Here is an 18,637-nt window from a genome sequence, read left to right on the forward strand (position 1 = left end):
CCCGGGCCCGCGCCGGCCTCGGCCCGGGCCTCACCCGCGGACAGGTCAGACGTGGGGTGTCTCGGCGGATCCGCGGCCCCGTTCCCGGGCCCCCGCCCGCGTGCGGCCCGCGGCGACCGGGCGTTGCGGGTTGCGCCGCAGGTACTCGCCCTCCAGCTCGGCCATCCGGCCGTTGTGGGCGCGCAGCGCGTCGCTCGACGCGTGAAGCAGGGTGTCGTGGCGCGTGCGGTGGATGTTCTCCAGCTCTTTCATGAGCTGCTGATCGTCCAGGCGGCGGGGGTCGACTCCGGTCATGGCGGTGTCCCACTCTTCGTGTTCGTTCATGGGGTTCGGGTACCCGCCCGTTGAAGCACTACCGAAGCACTACTGAGCACTACTGAGCACTGCCTCCGAGCGGAATCCGGGAGAGAACCATGGATCTCGCCTATCTGCACCCACTCTACGAACATCCGGGCCCCTGGGCCTCCGTGTACGTGGACACCTCCCGGCACGCGGAGGACACCGCGCACGCGCTGCGTCTGACGGCCGCCGCGATGTCCCGCGAGCTGGCCGGACAGGGCGCGGACGACGCCACCTGCCGGGCCGTGGAGGGCGCGATCGAGGATCTGCGCCACTCCCCCGACCGGTACGGCAGGGCCCTCTTCGCCCGGGCGGGCGAGGTGGTCCTCGATCCCGTGCTGGCGCAGGCCCCGCCGGGCGGCAGCACGGCCCACTGGGCGCCGCTGCCCCGTACGACACCCCTGCTGGAGCCCGCCGGGGAGAACCCCGTGTGCGTCGTCGCCTACGTCAACCGCAAGGGCGCCGACTTCGAGCTGCGCAGTGCGCTGGAGCGGCGGCCGGCCGGCGCGGTGGTGGGCCGGCAGTGGCCGGTGCACCGCACGAGCAGCGTGGACTGGTCCGAGCGGCACTTCCAGCTGAAGGTGGAGAACACCTGGGAGCACAACGCCGCGGAGATCGCCGACGCGCTCACCGTCTGCCAGGAGGAGACCGGCGCCGACCTGCTGGTGCTCGTCGGTGAGCCGCGCGAGCGGCGTGAGGTGCACGATCGGCTGCCGCAGCGGATCAAGGACCTGGTGGCGCAGACCGAACACGGCACCGGCAGCCGGCTCCTGGACGACGAGGTCGAGCAGATCCGCACCGCTCATGTGCGGCGGCGGGCGGAGGCGGAGCTGGAGCGCTTCCTCGGGGCCCGCACCCCGGACGAGGAGGGCCGCGCCGGTGCCGTCGAGAGCCTTCCCGCGCTGGTGGAGGCGGCCCGTGAGCACCGGATCGCGGAACTCCTGATCCGCCCGGAGGGCCCCGACCTGCACCGGGACGTGTGGGTCGGCGAGGACCCCGACCAGCTGGCCGTGCGCCGCACGGAGCTGAAGATCCTCGGCGAGCAGAACTCGTGGGCGGCCCGCGCGGACGACGCCCTGATGCGGGCGGCGGCCATGACGGACGCCACCGCGCTCGCGCTCACCGAGCCGGGCGACGAGGTGCTCCCGGGCGGCCTGGGCGCCCTGCTGCGCTGGAAGTGACCGCCCCGGTGGACTACCGCGCCCGCTCCACCCGCCGCTCGTCCCACACCGGCTCCGGCGTCTCGCGGACGCGGCCGTCGCTGCCGAAGACCAGATAGCGGTCGAAGGAGCGGGCGAACCAGCGGTCGTGGGTGACCGCGAGCACCGTGCCGTCGAAGGCCTCCAGGCCCTCCTGGAGGGCCTCGGCGGACTCCAGGTCCAGGTTGTCGGTGGGCTCGTCCAGCAGCAGCGCGGTGACGCCCTGCAGCTCCAGCAGGAGGATCTGGAAGCGGGCCTGCTGGCCGCCGGAGAGGCGGTCGAAGCTCTGCTCGGCCTGGTTCGTCAGCTCGTAGCGGCGCAGCCGGGACATCGCCGCGCCCCGGTCCTGGGAGTGCTCGGTCCACAGGATGTCGAGCAGCTTGCGGCCCAGGAGCTCGGGGTGCGCGTGCGTCTGGGCGAAGTGCCCGGGCACGACCCGCGCGCCCAGCTTCCACTGCCCGGTGTGCGCGACCTCCTCCCCGGCCAGCAGGCGCAGGAAGTGCGACTTGCCGGAGCCGTTGGAGCCGAGGACGGCGACCCGTTCGCCGTAGAAGACCTCCAGGTCGAACGGCTTCATCAGGCCGGTGAGCTCGAGTCCCGCGCAGGTGACGGCCCGTACGCCGGTACGGCCGCCCTTGAGGCGCATCTTGATGTCCTGCTCGCGCGGCGGTTCGGGCGGCGGCCCGGCCTCCTCGAACTTGCGCAGCCGGGTCTGGGCCGCCTGGTAGCGGGAGGCCAGCTCATGGCTGATGGAGGCCGCCTGGCGGAGGCTCAGCACGAGCTTCTTCAGCTGGGCGTGCTTCTCGTCCCAGCGGCGCCGCAACTCCTCGAAGCGCGCGAAGCGTTCCCGCCGCGCCTCGTGGTACGTGGCGAACCCGCCGCCGTGCACCCAGGCGTCGGCGCCCGCGGGCGAGGGCTCCACCGAGACGATCTTCTCCGCTGCGCGGGCGAGGAGTTCGCGGTCGTGGGAGACGAAGAGGACCGTCTTGCGGGTCTCCTTCAGCCGCTCCTCCAGCCATCGCTTGCCGGGCACGTCGAGGTAGTTGTCCGGCTCGTCGAGCAGGAGCACCTGGTCGGTGCCGCGGAAGAGCGCCTCCAGCACGAGCCGTTTCTGCTCGCCGCCGGAGAGTGTGCGCACCTCACGGAACTGCGCCTTCTCGTACGGCACCCCGAGCGCGGCCATGGTGCACATGTCCCACAGCGTCTCCGCCTCGTACCCGCGCACCTCCGCCCAGTCGGCGAGGGCCTGCGCGTACTTCAGCTGGGCCGCCTCGTCGTCGACGGTCATGATCAGGTGCTCGGCCCGGTCGACGGCCTGCGCGGCCTCCCGGATGCGGGGCGACGCGACGGACACGAGCAGGTCGCGCACGGACGTCTCGTCGCGTACCGAACCGACGAACTGGCGCATGACGCCGAGGCCGCCGCTGACGGTGACGGTGCCGCCGTGCGGCTTCAGCTCGCCGGAGATCAGGCGGAGCAGGGTGGTCTTGCCGGCGCCGTTGGGCCCGACGAGGGCCACGGCGGCCCCTTCGCCCACGCGGAAGGACACGTCGCCGAGCAACGCCCTCCCGTCAGGGAGGTAGTACTCGAGGTGCGCCGCTTCCAGATGTCCCATGAGGCCGCATTGTGCGGGCCCGGGCGCACGCCGGGCAAACCGATATCCGACCCGCCGGGGACCGTGGCCCGGCCTCGGGGGCGGTTACTCGATCTCCTCGAGGGGCCTGCCCGCCGGTCCGGCCTCGCTGCCCGGGCCGGTGGCCCCGACGGGGGCGCCCTCCCAGGTCAGGGCCTTCCAGCCGTCGGAGGGCGAACCCTCCAGGATCACCACGCCGGTGTTGTCCAGGGGGCGGGCGGCGGCGAAGTCCATGTCGACGTTGTCGGCGCGGGCCGCGACCCACATCCGGATCGCCGCGCCGTGGCTGACCATGGCGACGGTCCCGGCGCCGCTGCCGGCGGCCTCGGCGATCACGGAGTCGTAGCGGGCGAGGGCCTCCACACCGTTCTCGCCGCCGGGCATGCGGCGTTCGACGTCCCCGGCCGACCAGGCGAACACGGTCTCCATGTACGTCCGGCCCGCCTCGGAGAACCCGTCCAGCATCTCCAGGTCCCCGGCGGAGATCTCCCGGATGCCGTCGCGGACCAGGACGTCCAGGCCGCGGGCGGCGGCCAGCGGAGCGGCGGTGAGCTGGGTGCGGACCAGTGTGGAGGCGTAGAGGGCCTCGATGTCCTCGTCCGCGAGGGTCTCGGGCAGCGCGGCCGCCTGCCGCTCGCCGAGCGGGGTCAGAGCCGCGCCGGGTATCGCGGTGTCGAGGAGGAAGTCGACATTGGACGGGGTCTGGCCGTGCCGGACGAGGAGCAGGCGCATGCGGTGAGCCTCCGTTGTCGTGACCGCTCCGGGACAAGAAACGGCCACCTCAGGGTACCCGCAGCGCATGACCCCTGACGTGGACCTCACCGCCCCGAAGCCCGGCCGGCACGCCGTGCGCGACGCGCTGCTGGCCCTCGACTGCCGGCTCTTCGAGTTCGCCGCCGAGCGGAACTGGCCGCTGGCCGAACCCGTCCTGCCGCGGCTGAGCCGCAGCGCGAACCACGGTGTGCTGTGGTTCGCGGCCGGCGCCGTGATGGCGGCCAGCCGCACCCCGCGCGCCCGCCGGGCCGCCGCCCGCGGCCTGGCCTCGCTCAGCCTGGCCTCACTGACGATCAACACCCTGGGCAAGCGGTCCGTGCGCCGCCCCCGGCCCGTCCTCGACCCGGTGCCGCTGGTACGGCGGCTGAAGCGGCAGCCCATCACCACGTCGTTCCCGTCCGGGCACGCCGCGTCGGCGGCCGCCTTCGCGACGGGCGTCGCCCTGGAGTCGCCGTCCTGGGGCGCGGCGGTGGGGCCGGTCGCCTGGTCGGTGGCGCTGTCCCGCGTCTACACCGGGGTGCACTTCCCGAGCGATGTGCTGGCGGGCGCCCTGCTGGGGGCGGGCGCCGCGTTCGCCGTACGGGGTCTGGTGCCGACCCGGGCGCAGCTCGGTACGCCGGCCCGGCCGCGGGCGGAGGTGCCCGCGCTGCCCGAGGGCGAGGGGCTGGTGATGGTGGCGAACAGCGCGGCCGGGACCGCCGAGCGGGTGCGCGCGCTGCAGGCGGCGCTGCCACAGGCCGAGCTCGTCGAATGCCGGCCCTCCGACATGCGGGCGGAGTTGGAGAAGGCGGCCACGCACGCACGCGTGCTCGGCGTGTGCGGCGGCGACGGCAGTGTGAACGCGGCCGCCGAGGTCGCCCTGCGGCACGGACTGCCGCTCGCGGTGCTGCCCGGCGGCACGCTCAACCACTTCGCCTACGACCTGGGCGTGGAGGGCGTCAACGACCTGGGCCGGGCGGTCCGCGGCGGCGAGGCCGTGCGGGTGGACGTGGGCCGCTTCCGCAGCGCCGGGACCCAGGGCATCTTCGTCAACACGTGCAGTCTTGGGGTCTATCCGGAGCTGGTGCGGGTGCGGGACCACTGGTCGAAGCGGATCGGCGGCTGGCCGGCCGGGGTGCTCGCGGCCCTGCGCGTGCTGCGCGCCGACCGGCATCCGCTGGAGGCCGAGTTCGGCGGCCGGACCCGCCCGCTGTGGCTGCTGTTCGTCGGCAACGGCACCTACCACCGGGTGGGCCTGGCGCCGGGCCGCCGCCTCGACCTCGCGGACGGGCAGCTGGACGTGCGGGTCGTGCACGGCGGCCGGCGCCCCGCGACGCGGCTGCTCGCCGCGGCCCTCGCCGGCCCGCTGACCCGCTCCCCCGCCCACGCGGCCGTCCAGGTCGGCCGGCTGCGCCTGACGGGTGTGGCGCCGGGCACGCTCCTCGCCTACGACGGTGAAGTCACCGAAGTCACCGACGAGGTGACGCTGGAAAAGCTCCCCGAGGCACTCACGGTGTACCGCCCCCTGCCCGATAGCTGACTCTCCGTCAGTCCACATAGCAAAACGCGGGTCTCATCATTCGACATGCGCGCGTACGGTGAAGGCGTACCGATCAGCCGGTACCGGCACCGCGTCGAACAGGGGAGTTCAGCCATGTCGAAAGCCAGGTCCAAGCCACAGGAGACCGCCGTCTACACGCACGGACACCACGAGTCGGTGCTCCGCTCGCACACCTGGCGCACCGCCGCCAACTCCGCGGCATACCTGCTCGGTTCGCTGAAGCCCCACATGAGGATCCTGGACATCGGCTGCGGCCCGGGGACCATCACCGCCGACCTGGCGGAGCTGGTCCCCGACGGCCATGTCACCGGCGCCGACCACGCCGCCGGCGTCCTGGACCAGGCCCGCGCCACGGCCGCCGCACGCGGTCTGACCAACGTGGACTTCACGGTCGCCGACGTGCACGCCCTGGACTGGCCGGACGACACGTTCTGCGTGGTCCACGCCCACCAGGTGCTCCAGCATGTCGGGGACCCGGTGCAGGCGCTGCGCGAGATGAAGCGGGTCACCAGGCCGGGCGGCTTCATCGCCGTCCGCGACTCCGACTACGCGGCCATGACCTGGTACCCGGCGTCGCCGGGGATGGACGACTGGCTGGACCTGTACCGGCGGGTGGCCCGCGCCAACGGGGGCGAGCCGGACGCCGGGCGCCGGCTGAAGTCATGGGCGCTGCGGGCGGGCCTGAGCGACATCACCGCGACCTCCGGCACCTGGACCTTCGCGACCGCCGAGGAGCGGGCGTGGTGGAGCGGTCTGTGGGCCGACCGCACGGTGGCGTCGGCGTACGCGGAGCGGGCCACCGAGGGCGGGCACGCCACGGCCGGGCAGCTGGCGGCGATCGCGGGCGCCTGGCGGGAGTGGGGCACGCGGGAGGACGCGTGGTTCAGCGTGCTGCACGGCGAAATTCTGTGCAGAAAGAGTGCCTGAATCTCCGTTTTCGGGAAACCCGGAATGCAGGAGGTTCACATTATGGTTGCCATTCTTCTGGTACTGCTTCTGGCATTGATTCTGTTCGGTGCCGGATTCGCAGTGAAGATTCTCTGGTGGATTGCACTGGCGGTACTGGTTCTCTGGCTGCTGGGATTCCTGATGCGGGGCACAACCGCAGCCGGAGGCCGGGGCCGCTGGTACAGGTGGTGAGTTAGTCCCGCGGCAGCAACGGTCCCAGCGGCCCGAGGTCCAGATTGAGGTCCTCGGGCCGCAGTCCGTAGCGCTCGCGCAGCTCGGTCATGCGCTCGTCGAGCAGCATCAGGGTCAGCCCGATGCGCTCCTCCTGCTCCTCGGTCAGCCCTCCGTCGTCGAAGCGGCGCAGCGCCTGGCGTTCCATGAGCTGGCGCAGCAACTCCACGACGGTCAGCACGAGTTTGACGAGGTCGCGTTCGACGGTGTCCGGTTCGAGGTCGAGCCGGTTGCGGGCACGGGTCACGTCAACTCTCCCCAGGGTGAGGGAACTTGCTCGTTCACGGAGCTGATCAGGGCATTGAGGTCGATGCGGACGAGGTCGACGTCCGCGATGCGCAGGGTGATGTCGCCCGTGATGACGACCCCGCCGGCCAGCAGCCGGTCGAGCAGGTCCACCAGGGCGATCTCTCGGCGTTCGACGACGGTCAAGGCTTCTCCCCCGCAAAGGAATAGGCGGCCCACGGGCCGGTGAGTTCCACTCGGAAATCGGTTGTCTCGTCCTTCGTCCGGTCGACGAGTTCCACGAATTCCTCGGAACGGGACCGCGGCACCAGATAGGCCGCATTCAGCACGTTGCGGCCCGCCGTGCCGGAGAGCGCGGCGTTCTGCGGCGGATGCAGCCGTGCATCCTCGGCGACGGCGGAAAGCGTTTCGTGCAGCCGGGTCGCGAATTCCTCGGCGCGCTGCCACAGGTCCTCGTGGGCGCGCACACTGGAGCGCCGCTGCCGCAGATAGTCCCGGCCCGTCGCGGGCTTCGCGGCCGGTGCGCCGGCGTCCGCGGGCCGCTCGTCGGCGTAGAGCTTCACCCCCCACTCCACCCGCCCTTCGAGCCGGTCGAGGGTGCGCCGGAAGTCGGCCTCCCTGGCCTGGAGCATCGTGCGGACGCCGCTGTCGTCGCGGAAGACGGTCGCGAGGCGCAGCGGCAGCGGGGTGGTGACGACGGTGAGGGCGTCGATCACGCCCTGGTGGGCACGGGCCGTCGCCGTCAGCCAGTCCAGGTCCTCCAGACGGGACCGGAGCGGCTCCTCCGCGAAGTCCCGCTCCGGCACATGGCTGACGACGGCGACGAGGCCGTGGTGGCTGAGCAGTCTGGGCGGATCACCGGCCACGCCGGTCAACTCGGCCTGCAACGGCGTGCCGAAGGGGCGGCAGACGGCGTACACATAGCGCAGCCCGGTCATCAGGCCTCCTTCTCCTGACCCCGCCCGGGCTCGAGCTGCGCGATCCGCTCGCGCAGCTCGGCGTTCTCCCGGGCGAGCTCCTTGCGACGGGCGCCGGAGGACAACGCGGGGTCGTCCTCCCACCAGTCGATGCCCATCTCCTTCGCCTTGTCGACGGACGCGACGATGAGCCGCAGCTTGATGGTGAGGAGTTCGATGTCGAGCAGGTTGATCCGGATGTCACCGGCGATCACCACACCCTTGTCGAGCACCCTCTCCAGGATGTCCGCGAGGTTCGCGCCGCCGCCGTCGCGACCGTAGGGGTCGGGCAGCCGGCCGGGGGTCGTCATCGACGGCTCCCGCCCTCGGCGTACTCGTACTCCTCCTCGTCGGCCCCTTCGCCCTCGTCCTCGTACTCGCCCTCGGGCTCCTCGGACTCCTCAGGCTCTTCCTCGGGCTCTTCCTCGGGCTCTTCCTCGTCCTCGTACTCCGCCTTCTCGTCCTCCTCCTCGGCGTAGGGGCCCTCCTCCTCAGCTTCCTCTTCCTCGCCCTCGTACGCCTCCTCGTCGCCCTGCACGTCCTGCTCGTCCTGCTCGTCCTGCTCTGCGTCCCGCTGCTCGTCCTCCTCCTCGGCCACCGCGTCCTCGTGGCTGCGGACGACCTCGCCGTCGCGGATCTCGCCGCGCCAGCCGTCCTCCGCCTCGCCCTTGAGGGTGACGTAGCGGACGTAGTTCTTGAGGTCGAGACGGGCCCGGCGGCCCTGGGCGCGCCAGATGTTGCCGGTCTTCTCGAACAGGCCCTTCGGGTAGTACTCGATCACCAGCAGCACCCGCGTCAGGCTGTCGCCGAGCCGGTGGAAGGAGACGACACCCTTCGTGGTGCCCTTGGCACCCTCCGACGTCCAGGCGATGCGGTCGTCGGGGATCTGCTCGGTGGTGTGCGCCTTCCAGCTGCGGTTGGACCAGAAGACCTTCAGCTGCCAGTCGGAGGTCGTGTCGTCGGCGCGGTTCGCGCTCTTCACGCCCTTGGCGAAGGTGCTGAAGTCCTGGAACTGCGTCCACTGGTCGTATGCCGTGCGCAGGGGGACGCCGACATCGACGTACTCCATGATCACGGTCGGCTTCTTGCCCGCCCCGCCCTTGCGCTTGCCCTTGCCGCCCCCCAGGTTCTGCAATGCGCCCATGACGTTCTCCTTGGCGCGGGAGGCGCCCACCTCCAGGGCGGAGCGCAGCGGCCCCTTGCCCTCGGCGATCTTGCGGCCGCCGTCGAGGGCGAGCTTGGTGAAGCCGGGGCTGTTGCCCTCGGCGATGTCGTTCAGTTTCAACGTGGTCTGGCCCAGCTTGCGGCCCGCGCCGATCAGCAGACGCTGGGCCTGAGCGGCGAGGAACTCCTGCGCCTCGGCCTTGAGCCGGTCGGCGGCCTCGCTGTGGGCGACCCCGCTGAGCGGGCTCGCCTTCGCGGCGCCGCCCGCGGCCGAGGCCGCGGATCCGACGGTGTCGGTCATCGGTCACCGCCTCCCTTCGACACACGAGAGCGGGCGCCGCGGGCCGAGGCCGTCTTCTTGGCCGCGGTCTTCTTCGCGCCGGCCGTCGCCTTCTTGGCGGGGGCCTTCGCCGCGCTCTTCTTGGCGGGTGCCTTCTTGGCGGCCGTCTTCTTCGCGGGCGCCTTCTTGGCCGCCGCCTTCTTCCGGGGCGGCTCGGGCTCGTCCCGCTCGGCCTCGGGCTCGTCGCCGCTCTCCTCGTACGCCTCGTCCTCGTCGTACTCGTCGGTCTCCCTGTCGTTCTCCTCGTCGTCGGCCTCGTCCTTCCCGGACCCGGCGGCCGAGCCGTCCGGCAGGGCGCCCGCGAGCTGGTCGCGCACCTGGGCGGTACGGCCGTGCAGACGGTCGGCGAGGGCGTCGAGCTGCCGCTCGACCATGGCGCCGGAGGCCGCCTTCCCGACCCCGCGCAGGTCCTCGCGGAGCTGGTCGCCGATCTCCTTGAACTGCGGGTTGTCCCGCAGCTGTCCGGAGACCAGGTCCGCGAGCGCCCGCGGGCTCAGCTGCATCCGTTTGCCGGCGACCAGGGTGCCGACGGCGAAGGCCAGTTTCATCTTCTTGGTACGCCCGAGGACGTATCCGGCCCCTACCGCGAGGCCCAGTCCCACTCGGTTCATCAACTCGTCCAGTCGTTGGTTGCCGCGCTCGAGCGCGAGCCGGTCTCCAGCCGGTCGAGGAGCTCGTCCTCCTGCCGGTCGAACTCCTCCTCGTCGATCTCGCCCGCCTCCAACCGCTCTTCCAGGCGGGCGAGTTCGGCCCGGACCGTGGCCGGGTCGTAGTAGATGCGCTCTGCCTCGCTCAGCACCTGTCTGATGACCCAGGCGCTTCCGCGTACGGGCGCGAACGGCAGCAGCAGCACCTCGCCGATGAGTCCCACGCCCTCACCTCACTCTCCGGAGCTCTCGGCGCCGGCCGTGGTGCCCGCGGGCTCGGCGGAGCCGGGCTCGACGAAGCTGTACGGCGGCAGCGGGCCGTTGACCCGCAGTTCGAGGTGGGGATGGCTCTTGCGGACCTGCTCGACCGAGGCGAGGAAGGTCTCGGCCTCGTCGCGGGCCACCAGGAACGACACGTTGGCGAGCCAGCCGCTGGACTCCGGGCCGTTGCTCACCGCCGCGGCGGTCGTCTCCAGGGCCTGCTGCACGTCGGCCGCGTCCTCGACCTCGCGCGCCTTGACCGCGGCGACCACCATCTCGCCGAGCCGCAGCTTCTCCTCGTAACTGCCGCCGCCCGCCTTCCGGTTGGCCTCGGTCAGGGCCCGCAGCTCGGGGTTCTCGGCCATCACCCGATGAAGCACCGCCTCCTCGTCGTGGGTGGCCTTGACGTTGTACTCGACCTTGCCGTCCAGGGCCCGGAGGCGTTCCTTGTAGTGCTCGGCGCGCTCGGCGAGCACCGAGGTGACGGTCTCGTCGTCGGGCGCCACGCTGCCGAACCGCATGGGCAGCACACAGCCGTCCGCGCCGGCCGCGGCGAGCACGTTCTGGTGGGCGAGCAGGTCCTTGCGCTTGGGCCGCAGCCCCTCGGGCGCGTCACTGACGACGGCCGCCAGACCGCTCTCCTCGAGGACGCGCACGGGCAGCTGCGGGTCGCCGACGCCCACCGTGTCCTCGGGCAGCGAGGCACGGGAGCCGTCGATGATGCCGTACACGTACGTGCTCACTCCTGCTCCTCCTTCCTGCGGGCCGCCGTCGACTTACGGGCGCGGGGCCGCTGCTGCTGTTCGGGCTCGCCCTCCTCGCGCGCCTGCTTGAAGGCGTCCGAGATGGTCTGCGCGGCGCCGGACAGCGCACCCTTGGACTTGCCGCGGGCGCCGGACTCGGTGATCTCGCCGACGAGGTCGGGCAGGCCCGGGTCCTTGCGCGGCCCTGCTTCCAGGTCGAGGCGGTTGCACGCCTCGGCGAAGCGCAGATACGTGTCCACGCTCGCCACCACGACCCGGACGTCGATCTTGAGGATTTCGATACCGACCAGGGAGACCCGCACGAACGCGTCGATGACGAGACCCCTGTCGAGGACTAGTTCCAGAACGTCGTAGAGGCCACTGCTGCCGCCTCCGCCGCCGGTCTGCTGTGCCGGGACAACGGTCATGCCGACCGCGCCTCCTTCTCTGCCGTGGTTTCTGTGTCGGGTGGGACGTCGATGCGGCGGTCTACCGGCCGCCGGACCGGTGTGCGTCGGCACGTCCGCGTTCGTAGCGGCGTACGCGCCGGTAGCCGGTGAGCTGCCCGTCGGGGTCAAGGTCGACCTGGTAGCTCGCCATCAGGCTCATGGTGTCGGGCACGCGGGCGAGCTCGAGGACCTCGACCTCCAGCGACCAGCCGTCCTCCGTCTGCTCGAAGGACGACACCGACTCGGCGGCCATGCCGGTCAGCTCCGCGAGCTGGGTGCGCGCGTCACGCAGCACCTGCATGGGGCTCGGCCGGTCTTCCGCCGTGTCGCTTTCCGCCCGCTTGGGGGATTTCTGTGAATCCTGCGTGTCTGATGTGTTTTTTGTGTTCGTCATGGCCACCTCTTGCTCCGGGTGGCCGCATGTCAGCCGGTCAAACCTTTACCGGGCGTGGAGGTGGGGCCAAAGCCCGCGCGGGCGCCCGTCAGCCCCGCATCGCGTTCAGCCGGCGCCGGGCCGGTCCGAGGGCCCGGCCCTTGCTCATCACCCCGGCCCACGGGTTGGTGCGGGCCTGGTCGACGGCGTCGGCGATGGTCCAGCGGCGGGCGTCGAGGCCGGAGTCGTCCAGCTGGGACCAGGACAGCGGGGTGGCCACGGGGGCGCCGGGCCTGGCCCGGACGGTGTAGGGCACGACCGCGGTCTGGGCGTAGCCGTTGCGCTGGACGTCCAGGTAGAGGCGGTCGCCGCGGTCCTTCTTGCGGGCGGCGGTGGTGAACCGGTCGGGGTGCCCGGCCACGAGGAGATCGGCGACGTCCTTGGCGAAGTCGCGCACCTCGTCGAAGTCGTCGTGGCCGTTGACCGGCACCACCACGTGCAGCCCGCGGGAACCGGTCGTCATCAGCGCCGACGGCAGTTTCAGCTCGTCGAGCAGTTCCGCCAGCAGCGTGGCCGCCGTGCGCACCGGCGCGAAGTCCTCGCCCTCGCCGGACGGGTCGAGGTCGAAGACCATCCGGTCGGGGCGCTCGAGCCGTCCGACCCGGGACAGCCAGCGGTGCAGGGTGAGGCTGGCCTGGTCGGCGAGGTACACGAGGGTGGCGGAGTCGTCGCACACGGTGTGGCAGACCGTTCCGCCCTCCTTGGCCACCTCGACGCGGCTGATCCAGTCCGGGTAGTTCTCCGGGGTGTTCTTCTGCATGAACCGGGGGCCGTCGATCCCGTCCGGATGGCGTTCCAGCATCAGCGGGCGGCCGCGCAGGTGCGGCAGCATGAAGGGGGCGACGGCCCGGTAGTACTCGACGAGATCGCCTTTGGTGTACTCCTTCGTCTCCCCGTTGCCCGGGAAGAGCACCTTGCCGGGCCGGTGCACCTCGACCGTGCGGCGTCCGGCCCGCACCTTCCGGACGTCGTCGGTCATCGCACGATCGCCTCTTCCACCAGCAGCTTCGCGGCCGCCGCGATGCCTTCGGCGTCGATGCCCGCGGCGTGCAGCTGCTCCTCGGGAGACGCGGAACCGGGCATCGTACGCACTCCCAGGCGCACCAGGCGCGGTACGGGCCGCCCGTCGGTGAACGCGTCGAGCACGGCGTCGCCGAGGCCGCCCTCCTCGTGGTGGTCCTCGACGGTCAGCAGACAGCCGGTCTCCTCGGCGGCCCGGCGCAGGGTGAGCCGGTCGACGGGCTTGACGGAGTACAGGTCGACGACCCGGACGGCGATGCCGTCCCGCGCGAGGGCGTCGGCGGCGGCCAGCGCCTCGTGCACGGTGACGCCCGCGGCGACGACGGTCAGCCGGTCGCCGTCGGAGGAGCGCAGCACCTTGCTGCCGCCGACCGGGAACTCCTCGTCCGGGCCGTAGATCACCGGGCTCTTGCCCCGCGAGGTGCGCAGATAGCGGACGCCGTCGAGACCGGCCATGGCGGCGACGAGCCGCGCGGTCTGGTTCGCGTCGCACGGGTACAGCACGGTCGAGCCGTGCACGGCCCGCATCATCGCCAGGTCCTCCAGCCCCATCTGCGAGGGCCCGTCCTCCCCGATGGCGACCCCCGCGTGCGAGCCGACGAGATTGATGCCGGCACCGCTGATGGACGCCATGCGGGCGAAGTCGTACGCCCGGGTCAGGAAGGCGGCGAAGGTGGCCGCGTACGGCACGAAGCCGCGCGCGGCGAGCCCCACCGCGGCGGCGACCAGCTGCTGCTCGGCGATGTAGCACTCGAAGTAGCGGTCCGGGTGCTCCTTGGCGAAGAGCTCGGCGCGGGTGGAGTCGCCGACCTCGCCGTCGAGGGCGACGACGTCGCCGCGCGCGGTGCCGAGCGCGGTGAGGGCGTGTCCGTAGGCGTCACGCGTGGCGATCTCCTCGCCCAGGTCCCAGGTGGGCAGGTCGAGGTGTCCGGCGCGCACGGCGTGCAGCATGCGGGCGGCGGGCGGCTCGCGCACCTCGATGCGCAGGTCACGGGGGCCGCCGAGTTCGGCGATCGCCTCGTCGGCGTCGGGCAGCGGCTTGCCGTGCAGTCCCTCGCGGTCCTGGACGCCCTCGACGCCCTTGCCCTTGAGGGTGCGGGCGAGGATCGCGGTCGGCTGTCCGGTGGTGGACAGGGCCTCGCCGTACGCCCGGTCGACGGCGTCCACGTCGTGGCCGTCCACCTCGACGGTGTGCCAGCCGAAGGCCTGGAAGCGGCGGGCGTAGGCGTCCAGGTCGTGGCCGTGCCGGGTGGGGCCGCGCTGACCGAGCCGGTTGACGTCGACGATCACGGTGAGGTTGTCGAGATGCTCGTGGCCCGCGTGTTCGGCGGCCTCCCACACCGAGCCCTCGGCGAGCTCGCTGTCGCCGCACAGCACCCACACCCGGTACCCGGTGCGTTCCAGCCGCTTGCCGGCCAGCGCGATGCCGACCCCGACCGGCAGCCCCTGCCCGAGCGAGCCCGTGGCGGTCTCGACCCACGGCAGCCGCCGGGGCGTGGGGTGCCCTTCGAGCCGGCTGCCCAGCTTGCGGAAGGTGAGCAGCTCCTCGTCGTCGATGGCGCCGGCGGCCTTGTAGGCGGCGTACATCAGCGGGGAGGCGTGTCCCTTGGAGAGGATGAAGCGGTCGTTGCCGGGGTGGGTCGGGCGGTCGAAGTCGTAGCGGAAGTGGCGGGCGAGGAGTACGGCCATCAGGTCGGCGGCGGACATCGACGACGTCGGGTGCCCCGATCCCGCGGCAGCGGCCGCGCGCACACTGTCGACGCGCAACTGCTGACCCAGGTCGGCGAGTTCGGCGGACTTCATGAGTCTCCTTCCGTGGGGGTGTCCGGGGTGTCCGGGGTACCGGGGTGCTTGACCGGGCCCGGGGGGTCGGCGGGCTCGCCGCCGGGCTGATTCTTGGCAGGCTCGGCGCCCGGCTGATTCTTCGCAGGTTCGCCGCCCGGCTGACTCTTTGCGGGTTCGCCGCCCGGCTGATTCTTCGCGGGCTCGGCGCCCGGCTGATTCTTCGCGGGCTCGGCGCTCGGCTGGCTCTTCGCAGGATCGGCTGGCCCGGCGGCTGGTTCGGCCGCGGGTGCAGGGGCGTCTGTCGTGTCCTCCTCGACAGCCGCGCCCGGCCCCGAGGGCCCCGAGCCCACCGCGCTGCTCTCCTTCTCCCGCCGTTGCGGCGCCCCGGGCACCCGGGCCAGTTCCGGCGACGCCGTGTCCAGCGGCACCGACCAGGACCGTACGAGGCCCAACTGGACGGCCTGGCGCGGGAGTACGGCGTCCAGCAGCCAGTCGGCGGTCACCCGGACGCGGTTGCCGGGCATCGCGGCCAGGTGGTAGCCGCGGGCGACCGGCCCCGCCAGCGGCCCGGGCAGCGGCACGCCCAGCGGGTTCGCCGCGGCCTTCGTGCCGCCCAGGTCGACGACGAAGCCCAGGTCCCGGTGCCGGTACGGGCGCCGCTCACCGACGCCGAGCGAGGCGGCGACGTTGCGGGCCGCGACATGGCCGTGCCGCCAGGCGTGCTGCGCGGTCATCGGCGTGAAGGAGCCGGGCTTGTCCAGGTCGGGCACGGCCGCCGCGTCGCCACACGCGAACACCTCGGGGCTGCCGGGCACTTGGAGATACGGGTCGACGATCAGCCGTCCCCGCTCCAGGGGTTGGCCGACGCTCTCGACGAGCGGATCGGGCCGTACGCCGACGCACCACACCAGCGTGCGGGTGGTGACGAACTCCCCGTCGGTCAGCAGTACTCCGTCGTGCGTGGCCTCCTTCACGGAGGTGCCCATGCGCACGTCGACGCCCCGCTCCCGCAGCACCCGGTCGGCGGTGCGGGAGAGCCGTTCGTCCATCTCGGGCAGGACGCGCGGCGCGACGTCAAGGAGCATCCAGCGCGGCCGTACACCGTCGCGCAGCGGCTGCCTGCGCGCCTGGGCGTCGGTGTACAGCTGCCCGTGCGCGGCCACCTCGGTACCGGTGTACCCGGCGCCGACCACCACGAAGGTGCGGCGGGCGGCGCGGCTCTCGGGATCGTCGGCCGCGGCGGCGAGCTCCATCTGCCGGGTGACGTGGTCACGCAGGTACAGCGCCTCGGGCAGCCCGCGGAAGCCGTGCGCGTGCTCGGCGACGCCCGGTACCGGCAGCAGCTTGTTGACGCTGCCGACGGAGATCACCAGCCGGTCGTAGGGCAGGGTGCCGGTCTCGCCCTCGGGGTCGGTGTAGTGCACGGTCCGCCCGTCGAGGTCGATGCCCTCGGCCTCGCCGAGCACCAGCCGCACCCCGGGCAGGGTGCCCGACAGGGAGACGGTGACCCGGCGTGGCTCCAGGATCCCGGCGGCCACCTGGGGCAGCAGGGGCAGGTACAGGAAGTAGTCGGTCGGGTTGAGCAGCGTGATCTCGGCCTGGTGCCGGGTGAGCCTGGACAGGGTGCGGGCGGTCCGGTACCCGGCGAATCCGGCGCCGACGATCACGATGCGGGGTCGACTCACGGTGCGCCTCCGGGGCTGTCGCGTACCTCGGGAGCCTTCCGCGTCCCCCTGGCCAGGGCGGCCAAACGTCCGCCGGTGACGGGGGCCCGTGCCGGGTGCGACCTCCGCCGGTTTCCGCCGTCGCCGCCGGGTACCCGGAGCGTGCCGTCGTACCACTGTCCTTGGAGGTCCCCCATGCCCGAGTACGGCTACTTCCTGTCCTGCGAGGAGTTCGGTCCCGCGGAGCTGATCGAGCAGGCGCGCATGGCCGAACAGGCCGGGTTCCGCGCGTTGTGGATCTCCGACCACTACCACCCGTGGAACGACGCGCAGGGGCAGAGCCCGTTCGTCTGGTCGGTGCTCGGCGCCCTCTCGGAGGCGGTGTCGCTGCCGGTGGAGACGGCGGTGACCTGTCCGACCGTCCGCACGCATCCCGCGGTGATCGCCCAGGCCGCGGCGACCACGGCGGTCATGACCGAGGGCCGCTTCCGGCTCGGCGTGGGCAGCGGCGAGGCGCTCAACGAGCACATCCTGGGCCATGTCTGGCCGCCCGCGAGCGTACGGCTCGAGATGCTGGAGGAGTCGATCCAGATCATGCGCCGGCTGTTCACCGGCGAGGAGGTCAGCCACCACGGCACCCACTACACGGTGGAGAACGCCCGCCTCTACACCGTCCCCGACGAGCCCGTGCCCATCGACATCTCGGGCTTCGGCCCGGCGGCGACCGCGCTCGCGGCCCGGGTGGGCGACGGCTACATCACGATGATGCCGGAGGCGTCGATGGTGGAGCAGTTCCGCAAGGGCGGCGGGGGCGCGAAGCTCGTGAGCGGCGGGACGAAGGTCTGCTACGGCACGGACCGCGACGAGGCGGTGCGCACCGTGCACCGGCTGTGGGGCAACCAGTTCCTGCCCGGTGAGCTGGCCCAGGTGCTGCCCTCGCCGCGCCACTTCGAGCAGGCGCAGACCCTGGTCACCGAGGACATGGTGCGCGACAAGGCGGTGTGCGGCGACGACGTCGACGAGCATGTGGCGGCCCTGTCCGCCTTCGCCGACGCGGGCTTCGACCGCATCTACGTCAACCAGATCGGCCCCGACCAGCGCGGCTTCTTCGACTTCTACCGTACGAAGGTGCTGCCGCAGCTCACGCAGGACTGACCATGAAGCTGCACCGTCCGGCGGTGTCGGTCTACACCGTGCCCACCGACGCGCCCGAGGCCGACGGCACGCTGGCCTGGGAGTCCACGACGATCGTGATCACCGAGGTGACGGCGGGCGACGCGACCGGCACGGGCTGGACGTACGGCCCGCAGGCGGTCGGCGACTTCCTGCGCGAGACGCTCGCCCCGCTGGTCGAGGGCCGCAGCGCGCTGGACATCCCCGCGACGCACGAGGCGATGTGCCGATCGGTCCGCAACGCGGGCCGGCCGGGCATCGCCGCCTGCGCGATCTCGGCACTGGACATCGCCCTGTGGGACCTCAAGGCCCGCCTCCTCGAACTCCCCCTCGCCCATCTCCTGGGCACCGTCCGCGAACGGGTCCCGGTCTACGGCAGCGGCGGCTTCACGACGTACGACGACTCGCATCTGGCCGCGCAGTTGGGCGGCTGGGTGCACGGGCAGCACATCCCGCGGGTGAAGCTGAAGATCGGCGAGAGCTGGGGCCGTTCGGTCCGGCGCGACCTCGCCCGTGTCCGCTCGGCCCGCCAAGTGATCGGCGCCCAGGCCGAGTTGTATGTCGACGCGAACGGCGCGTACACCCGCAAGCAGGCGGTGCGTGTCGGCGGGGAGCTGGCCGAGCTGGGCGTGAGCTGGTTCGAGGAGCCGGTGTCGTCGGACGACCTGACGGGGCTGCGGCTGGTCCGGGACGCGCTGGTGTGCGACGTGACGGCGGGCGAGTACGGCTACGACCTCCCGTACTTCGCCCGTATGATCGCCGCCGGCGCGGTCGACTGCCTCCAGATCGACGCGACCCGCTGCGGCGGCCTCACGGAGTTCCTCCGCGCGGCCGCCCTGGCCCAGGCCCACGGCCTGGAGGTCTCCACCCACTGCGCCCCGCACGCCCATGCGGCGGCCGCCGCCTCCCTCCCCAATCTCCGCCACATGGAGTGGTTCCACGACCACGTCCGCATCGAGGACATGCTCTTCGACGGCGCCCTGGACCCGACGGGCGGCACGATCCACCCCACCACGGGCCTCGGCCACGGGCTGACCCTACGAGCCGAGGAGGCCCTGGAGTTCAGGGTGGCGTGAGAGGCGTACGGGGCCG

At 72.4% G+C, this 18,637-nt stretch carries 22 protein-coding genes; 6 read left to right on the forward strand and 16 right to left on the reverse strand.

Going from position 1 to position 18,637, the window contains the following annotated elements; genetic code table 11:
• Positions 1 to 45: 45 nt before the first annotated feature.
• On the reverse strand, positions 46 to 324 hold the full coding sequence (locus ACFUO4_RS07645; RefSeq protein ID WP_383480865.1) for a DUF6158 family protein: 279 nt from the start codon (positions 322 to 324) through the stop codon (positions 46 to 48).
• Positions 325 to 413: 89 nt separating this feature from the next.
• Between ACFUO4_RS07645 and ACFUO4_RS07650 the strand changes: the two genes are divergently transcribed.
• Entirely contained in the window at positions 414 to 1,520 is a 1,107-nt protein-coding gene (locus tag ACFUO4_RS07650; protein WP_383480868.1) for a Vms1/Ankzf1 family peptidyl-tRNA hydrolase, read from the forward strand.
• A 13-nt stretch (positions 1,521 to 1,533) separates the two neighbouring features.
• On the opposite strand, the gene ACFUO4_RS07655 is transcribed toward ACFUO4_RS07650, so the two are convergent.
• Positions 1,534 to 3,153 (reverse strand): ABC-F family ATP-binding cassette domain-containing protein, encoded by a 1,620-nt coding sequence (locus tag ACFUO4_RS07655; protein ID WP_079308529.1) that lies wholly within the window; start codon positions 3,151 to 3,153, stop codon positions 1,534 to 1,536.
• Positions 3,154 to 3,237: 84 nt separating this feature from the next.
• Positions 3,238 to 3,903 (reverse strand): histidine phosphatase family protein, encoded by a 666-nt coding sequence (locus ACFUO4_RS07660; RefSeq protein WP_079308528.1) that lies wholly within the window; start codon positions 3,901 to 3,903, stop codon positions 3,238 to 3,240.
• Between the two features lie 67 nt (positions 3,904 to 3,970).
• On the opposite strand from ACFUO4_RS07660, the gene ACFUO4_RS07665 reads away from it, so the two are divergent.
• The 3 genes from ACFUO4_RS07665 (at position 3,971) to ACFUO4_RS07675 (ending at position 6,625) form a co-directional block, all read left to right on the forward strand.
• Complete coding sequence (locus ACFUO4_RS07665) at positions 3,971 to 5,464, forward strand: bifunctional phosphatase PAP2/diacylglycerol kinase family protein (RefSeq protein WP_383480873.1); 1,494 nt, start codon at positions 3,971 to 3,973, stop codon at positions 5,462 to 5,464.
• 114 nt (positions 5,465 to 5,578) lie between these two features.
• Positions 5,579 to 6,412 carry a class I SAM-dependent methyltransferase gene (locus ACFUO4_RS07670; RefSeq protein ID WP_383480876.1) on the forward strand — a complete coding sequence of 278 codons (834 nt, stop codon included), beginning with the start codon at positions 5,579 to 5,581 and terminating at the stop codon, positions 6,410 to 6,412.
• Between the two features lie 42 nt (positions 6,413 to 6,454).
• Positions 6,455 to 6,625, forward strand: coding sequence for a hypothetical protein (locus ACFUO4_RS07675; protein ID WP_059195288.1), 171 nt, complete (start codon positions 6,455 to 6,457; stop codon positions 6,623 to 6,625).
• 1 nt (position 6,626) lies between these two features.
• Here ACFUO4_RS07675 and ACFUO4_RS07680 read toward each other — a convergent pair whose 3' ends face one another.
• The 13 genes from ACFUO4_RS07680 to ACFUO4_RS07740 all read right to left on the reverse strand — a co-directional run bounded on the left by ACFUO4_RS07680 (position 6,627) and on the right by ACFUO4_RS07740 (position 16,375).
• On the reverse strand, positions 6,627 to 6,911 hold the full coding sequence (locus ACFUO4_RS07680; RefSeq protein WP_059195289.1) for a gas vesicle protein K: 285 nt from the start codon (positions 6,909 to 6,911) through the stop codon (positions 6,627 to 6,629).
• Complete coding sequence (locus ACFUO4_RS07685) at positions 6,908 to 7,096, reverse strand: gas vesicle protein (RefSeq protein WP_030936857.1); 189 nt, start codon at positions 7,094 to 7,096, stop codon at positions 6,908 to 6,910. Before ACFUO4_RS07685 ends, ACFUO4_RS07680 begins: the two co-directional genes overlap by 4 nt.
• A complete protein-coding gene (locus ACFUO4_RS07690) occupies positions 7,093 to 7,848 on the reverse strand; it encodes a GvpL/GvpF family gas vesicle protein (RefSeq protein ID WP_383480881.1) in 756 nt (251 codons plus the stop codon). Before ACFUO4_RS07690 ends, ACFUO4_RS07685 begins: the two co-directional genes overlap by 4 nt.
• Positions 7,848 to 8,177, reverse strand: coding sequence for a gas vesicle protein (locus ACFUO4_RS07695; RefSeq protein WP_079308526.1), 330 nt, complete (start codon positions 8,175 to 8,177; stop codon positions 7,848 to 7,850). Before ACFUO4_RS07695 ends, ACFUO4_RS07690 begins: the two co-directional genes overlap by 1 nt.
• Positions 8,174 to 9,331, reverse strand: coding sequence for an SRPBCC family protein (locus ACFUO4_RS07700; RefSeq protein ID WP_383480884.1), 1,158 nt, complete (start codon positions 9,329 to 9,331; stop codon positions 8,174 to 8,176). Before ACFUO4_RS07700 ends, ACFUO4_RS07695 begins: the two co-directional genes overlap by 4 nt.
• Positions 9,328 to 9,981: a DNA primase gene (locus tag ACFUO4_RS07705; RefSeq protein WP_383480887.1), complete on the reverse strand. Its 654-nt coding sequence runs from the start codon at positions 9,979 to 9,981 to the stop codon at positions 9,328 to 9,330. The genes ACFUO4_RS07700 and ACFUO4_RS07705 overlap by 4 nt, the downstream gene beginning before the upstream one ends.
• A complete protein-coding gene (locus ACFUO4_RS07710; protein WP_079308523.1) occupies positions 9,981 to 10,241 on the reverse strand; it encodes a gas vesicle protein GvpG in 261 nt (86 codons plus the stop codon). The genes ACFUO4_RS07705 and ACFUO4_RS07710 overlap by 1 nt, the downstream gene beginning before the upstream one ends.
• A gap of 9 nt (positions 10,242 to 10,250) precedes the next feature.
• Positions 10,251 to 11,021, reverse strand: a complete 771-nt coding sequence (locus ACFUO4_RS07715) for a GvpL/GvpF family gas vesicle protein (protein WP_079308522.1) — start codon at positions 11,019 to 11,021, stop codon at positions 10,251 to 10,253.
• Positions 11,018 to 11,449: a gas vesicle structural protein GvpA gene (locus ACFUO4_RS07720; RefSeq protein ID WP_059195296.1), complete on the reverse strand. Its 432-nt coding sequence runs from the start codon at positions 11,447 to 11,449 to the stop codon at positions 11,018 to 11,020. The genes ACFUO4_RS07715 and ACFUO4_RS07720 overlap by 4 nt, the downstream gene beginning before the upstream one ends.
• 61 nt (positions 11,450 to 11,510) lie before the next feature.
• Complete coding sequence (locus ACFUO4_RS07725; RefSeq protein ID WP_383480891.1) at positions 11,511 to 11,864, reverse strand: gas vesicle protein; 354 nt, start codon at positions 11,862 to 11,864, stop codon at positions 11,511 to 11,513.
• Positions 11,865 to 11,952: 88 nt separating this feature from the next.
• Positions 11,953 to 12,882, reverse strand: coding sequence for a non-homologous end-joining DNA ligase (ligD, locus tag ACFUO4_RS07730; protein WP_383480894.1), 930 nt, complete (start codon positions 12,880 to 12,882; stop codon positions 11,953 to 11,955).
• On the reverse strand, positions 12,879 to 14,726 hold the full coding sequence (locus ACFUO4_RS07735) for a transketolase (protein ID WP_383480897.1): 1,848 nt from the start codon (positions 14,724 to 14,726) through the stop codon (positions 12,879 to 12,881). The genes ligD and ACFUO4_RS07735 overlap by 4 nt, the downstream gene beginning before the upstream one ends.
• Positions 14,723 to 16,375, reverse strand: a complete 1,653-nt coding sequence (locus ACFUO4_RS07740) for an FAD-dependent oxidoreductase (protein WP_383482359.1) — start codon at positions 16,373 to 16,375, stop codon at positions 14,723 to 14,725. The genes ACFUO4_RS07735 and ACFUO4_RS07740 overlap by 4 nt, the downstream gene beginning before the upstream one ends.
• A gap of 192 nt (positions 16,376 to 16,567) precedes the next feature.
• On the opposite strand from ACFUO4_RS07740, the gene ACFUO4_RS07745 reads away from it, so the two are divergent.
• Positions 16,568 to 17,527, forward strand: coding sequence for an LLM class F420-dependent oxidoreductase (locus tag ACFUO4_RS07745; RefSeq protein ID WP_079308554.1), 960 nt, complete (start codon positions 16,568 to 16,570; stop codon positions 17,525 to 17,527).
• A gap of 2 nt (positions 17,528 to 17,529) precedes the next feature.
• Entirely contained in the window at positions 17,530 to 18,621 is a 1,092-nt protein-coding gene (locus tag ACFUO4_RS07750) for an enolase C-terminal domain-like protein (protein ID WP_383480900.1), read from the forward strand.
• Positions 18,622 to 18,637: the final 16 nt, after the last annotated feature.

The organism is Streptomyces sp. NPDC057280 (genome assembly GCF_042668605.1).
Taxonomy (GTDB): domain Bacteria; phylum Actinomycetota; class Actinomycetes; order Streptomycetales; family Streptomycetaceae; genus Streptomyces.

Excerpts from the sequence above, each read along its gene's own strand:
- ACFUO4_RS07690 (WP_383480881.1), bottom strand. The coding sequence starts at position 7,848 with ATGACCGGGCTGCGCTATGTGTACGCCGTCTGCCGCCCCTTCGGCACG.
- ACFUO4_RS07665 (WP_383480873.1), top strand. The coding sequence starts at position 3,971 with ATGACCCCTGACGTGGACCTCACCGCCCCGAAGCCCGGCCGGCACGCC.
- ACFUO4_RS07705 (WP_383480887.1), bottom strand. The coding sequence starts at position 9,981 with ATGAACCGAGTGGGACTGGGCCTCGCGGTAGGGGCCGGATACGTCCTC.
- ACFUO4_RS07655 (WP_079308529.1), bottom strand. The coding sequence starts at position 3,153 with ATGGGACATCTGGAAGCGGCGCACCTCGAGTACTACCTCCCTGACGGG.
- ACFUO4_RS07670 (WP_383480876.1), top strand. The coding sequence starts at position 5,579 with ATGTCGAAAGCCAGGTCCAAGCCACAGGAGACCGCCGTCTACACGCAC.
- ACFUO4_RS07750 (WP_383480900.1), top strand. The coding sequence starts at position 17,530 with ATGAAGCTGCACCGTCCGGCGGTGTCGGTCTACACCGTGCCCACCGAC.
- ACFUO4_RS07720 (WP_059195296.1), bottom strand. The coding sequence starts at position 11,449 with ATGACCGTTGTCCCGGCACAGCAGACCGGCGGCGGAGGCGGCAGCAGT.
- ACFUO4_RS07695 (WP_079308526.1), bottom strand. The coding sequence starts at position 8,177 with ATGACGACCCCCGGCCGGCTGCCCGACCCCTACGGTCGCGACGGCGGC.
- ACFUO4_RS07675 (WP_059195288.1), top strand. The coding sequence starts at position 6,455 with ATGGTTGCCATTCTTCTGGTACTGCTTCTGGCATTGATTCTGTTCGGT.
- ACFUO4_RS07735 (WP_383480897.1), bottom strand. The coding sequence starts at position 14,726 with ATGAAGTCCGCCGAACTCGCCGACCTGGGTCAGCAGTTGCGCGTCGAC.
- ACFUO4_RS07645 (WP_383480865.1), bottom strand. The coding sequence starts at position 324 with ATGAACGAACACGAAGAGTGGGACACCGCCATGACCGGAGTCGACCCC.
- ACFUO4_RS07725 (WP_383480891.1), bottom strand. The coding sequence starts at position 11,864 with ATGACGAACACAAAAAACACATCAGACACGCAGGATTCACAGAAATCC.
- ACFUO4_RS07700 (WP_383480884.1), bottom strand. The coding sequence starts at position 9,331 with ATGACCGACACCGTCGGATCCGCGGCCTCGGCCGCGGGCGGCGCCGCG.
- ligD (WP_383480894.1), bottom strand. The coding sequence starts at position 12,882 with ATGACCGACGACGTCCGGAAGGTGCGGGCCGGACGCCGCACGGTCGAG.
- ACFUO4_RS07650 (WP_383480868.1), top strand. The coding sequence starts at position 414 with ATGGATCTCGCCTATCTGCACCCACTCTACGAACATCCGGGCCCCTGG.
- ACFUO4_RS07745 (WP_079308554.1), top strand. The coding sequence starts at position 16,568 with ATGCCCGAGTACGGCTACTTCCTGTCCTGCGAGGAGTTCGGTCCCGCG.
- ACFUO4_RS07660 (WP_079308528.1), bottom strand. The coding sequence starts at position 3,903 with ATGCGCCTGCTCCTCGTCCGGCACGGCCAGACCCCGTCCAATGTCGAC.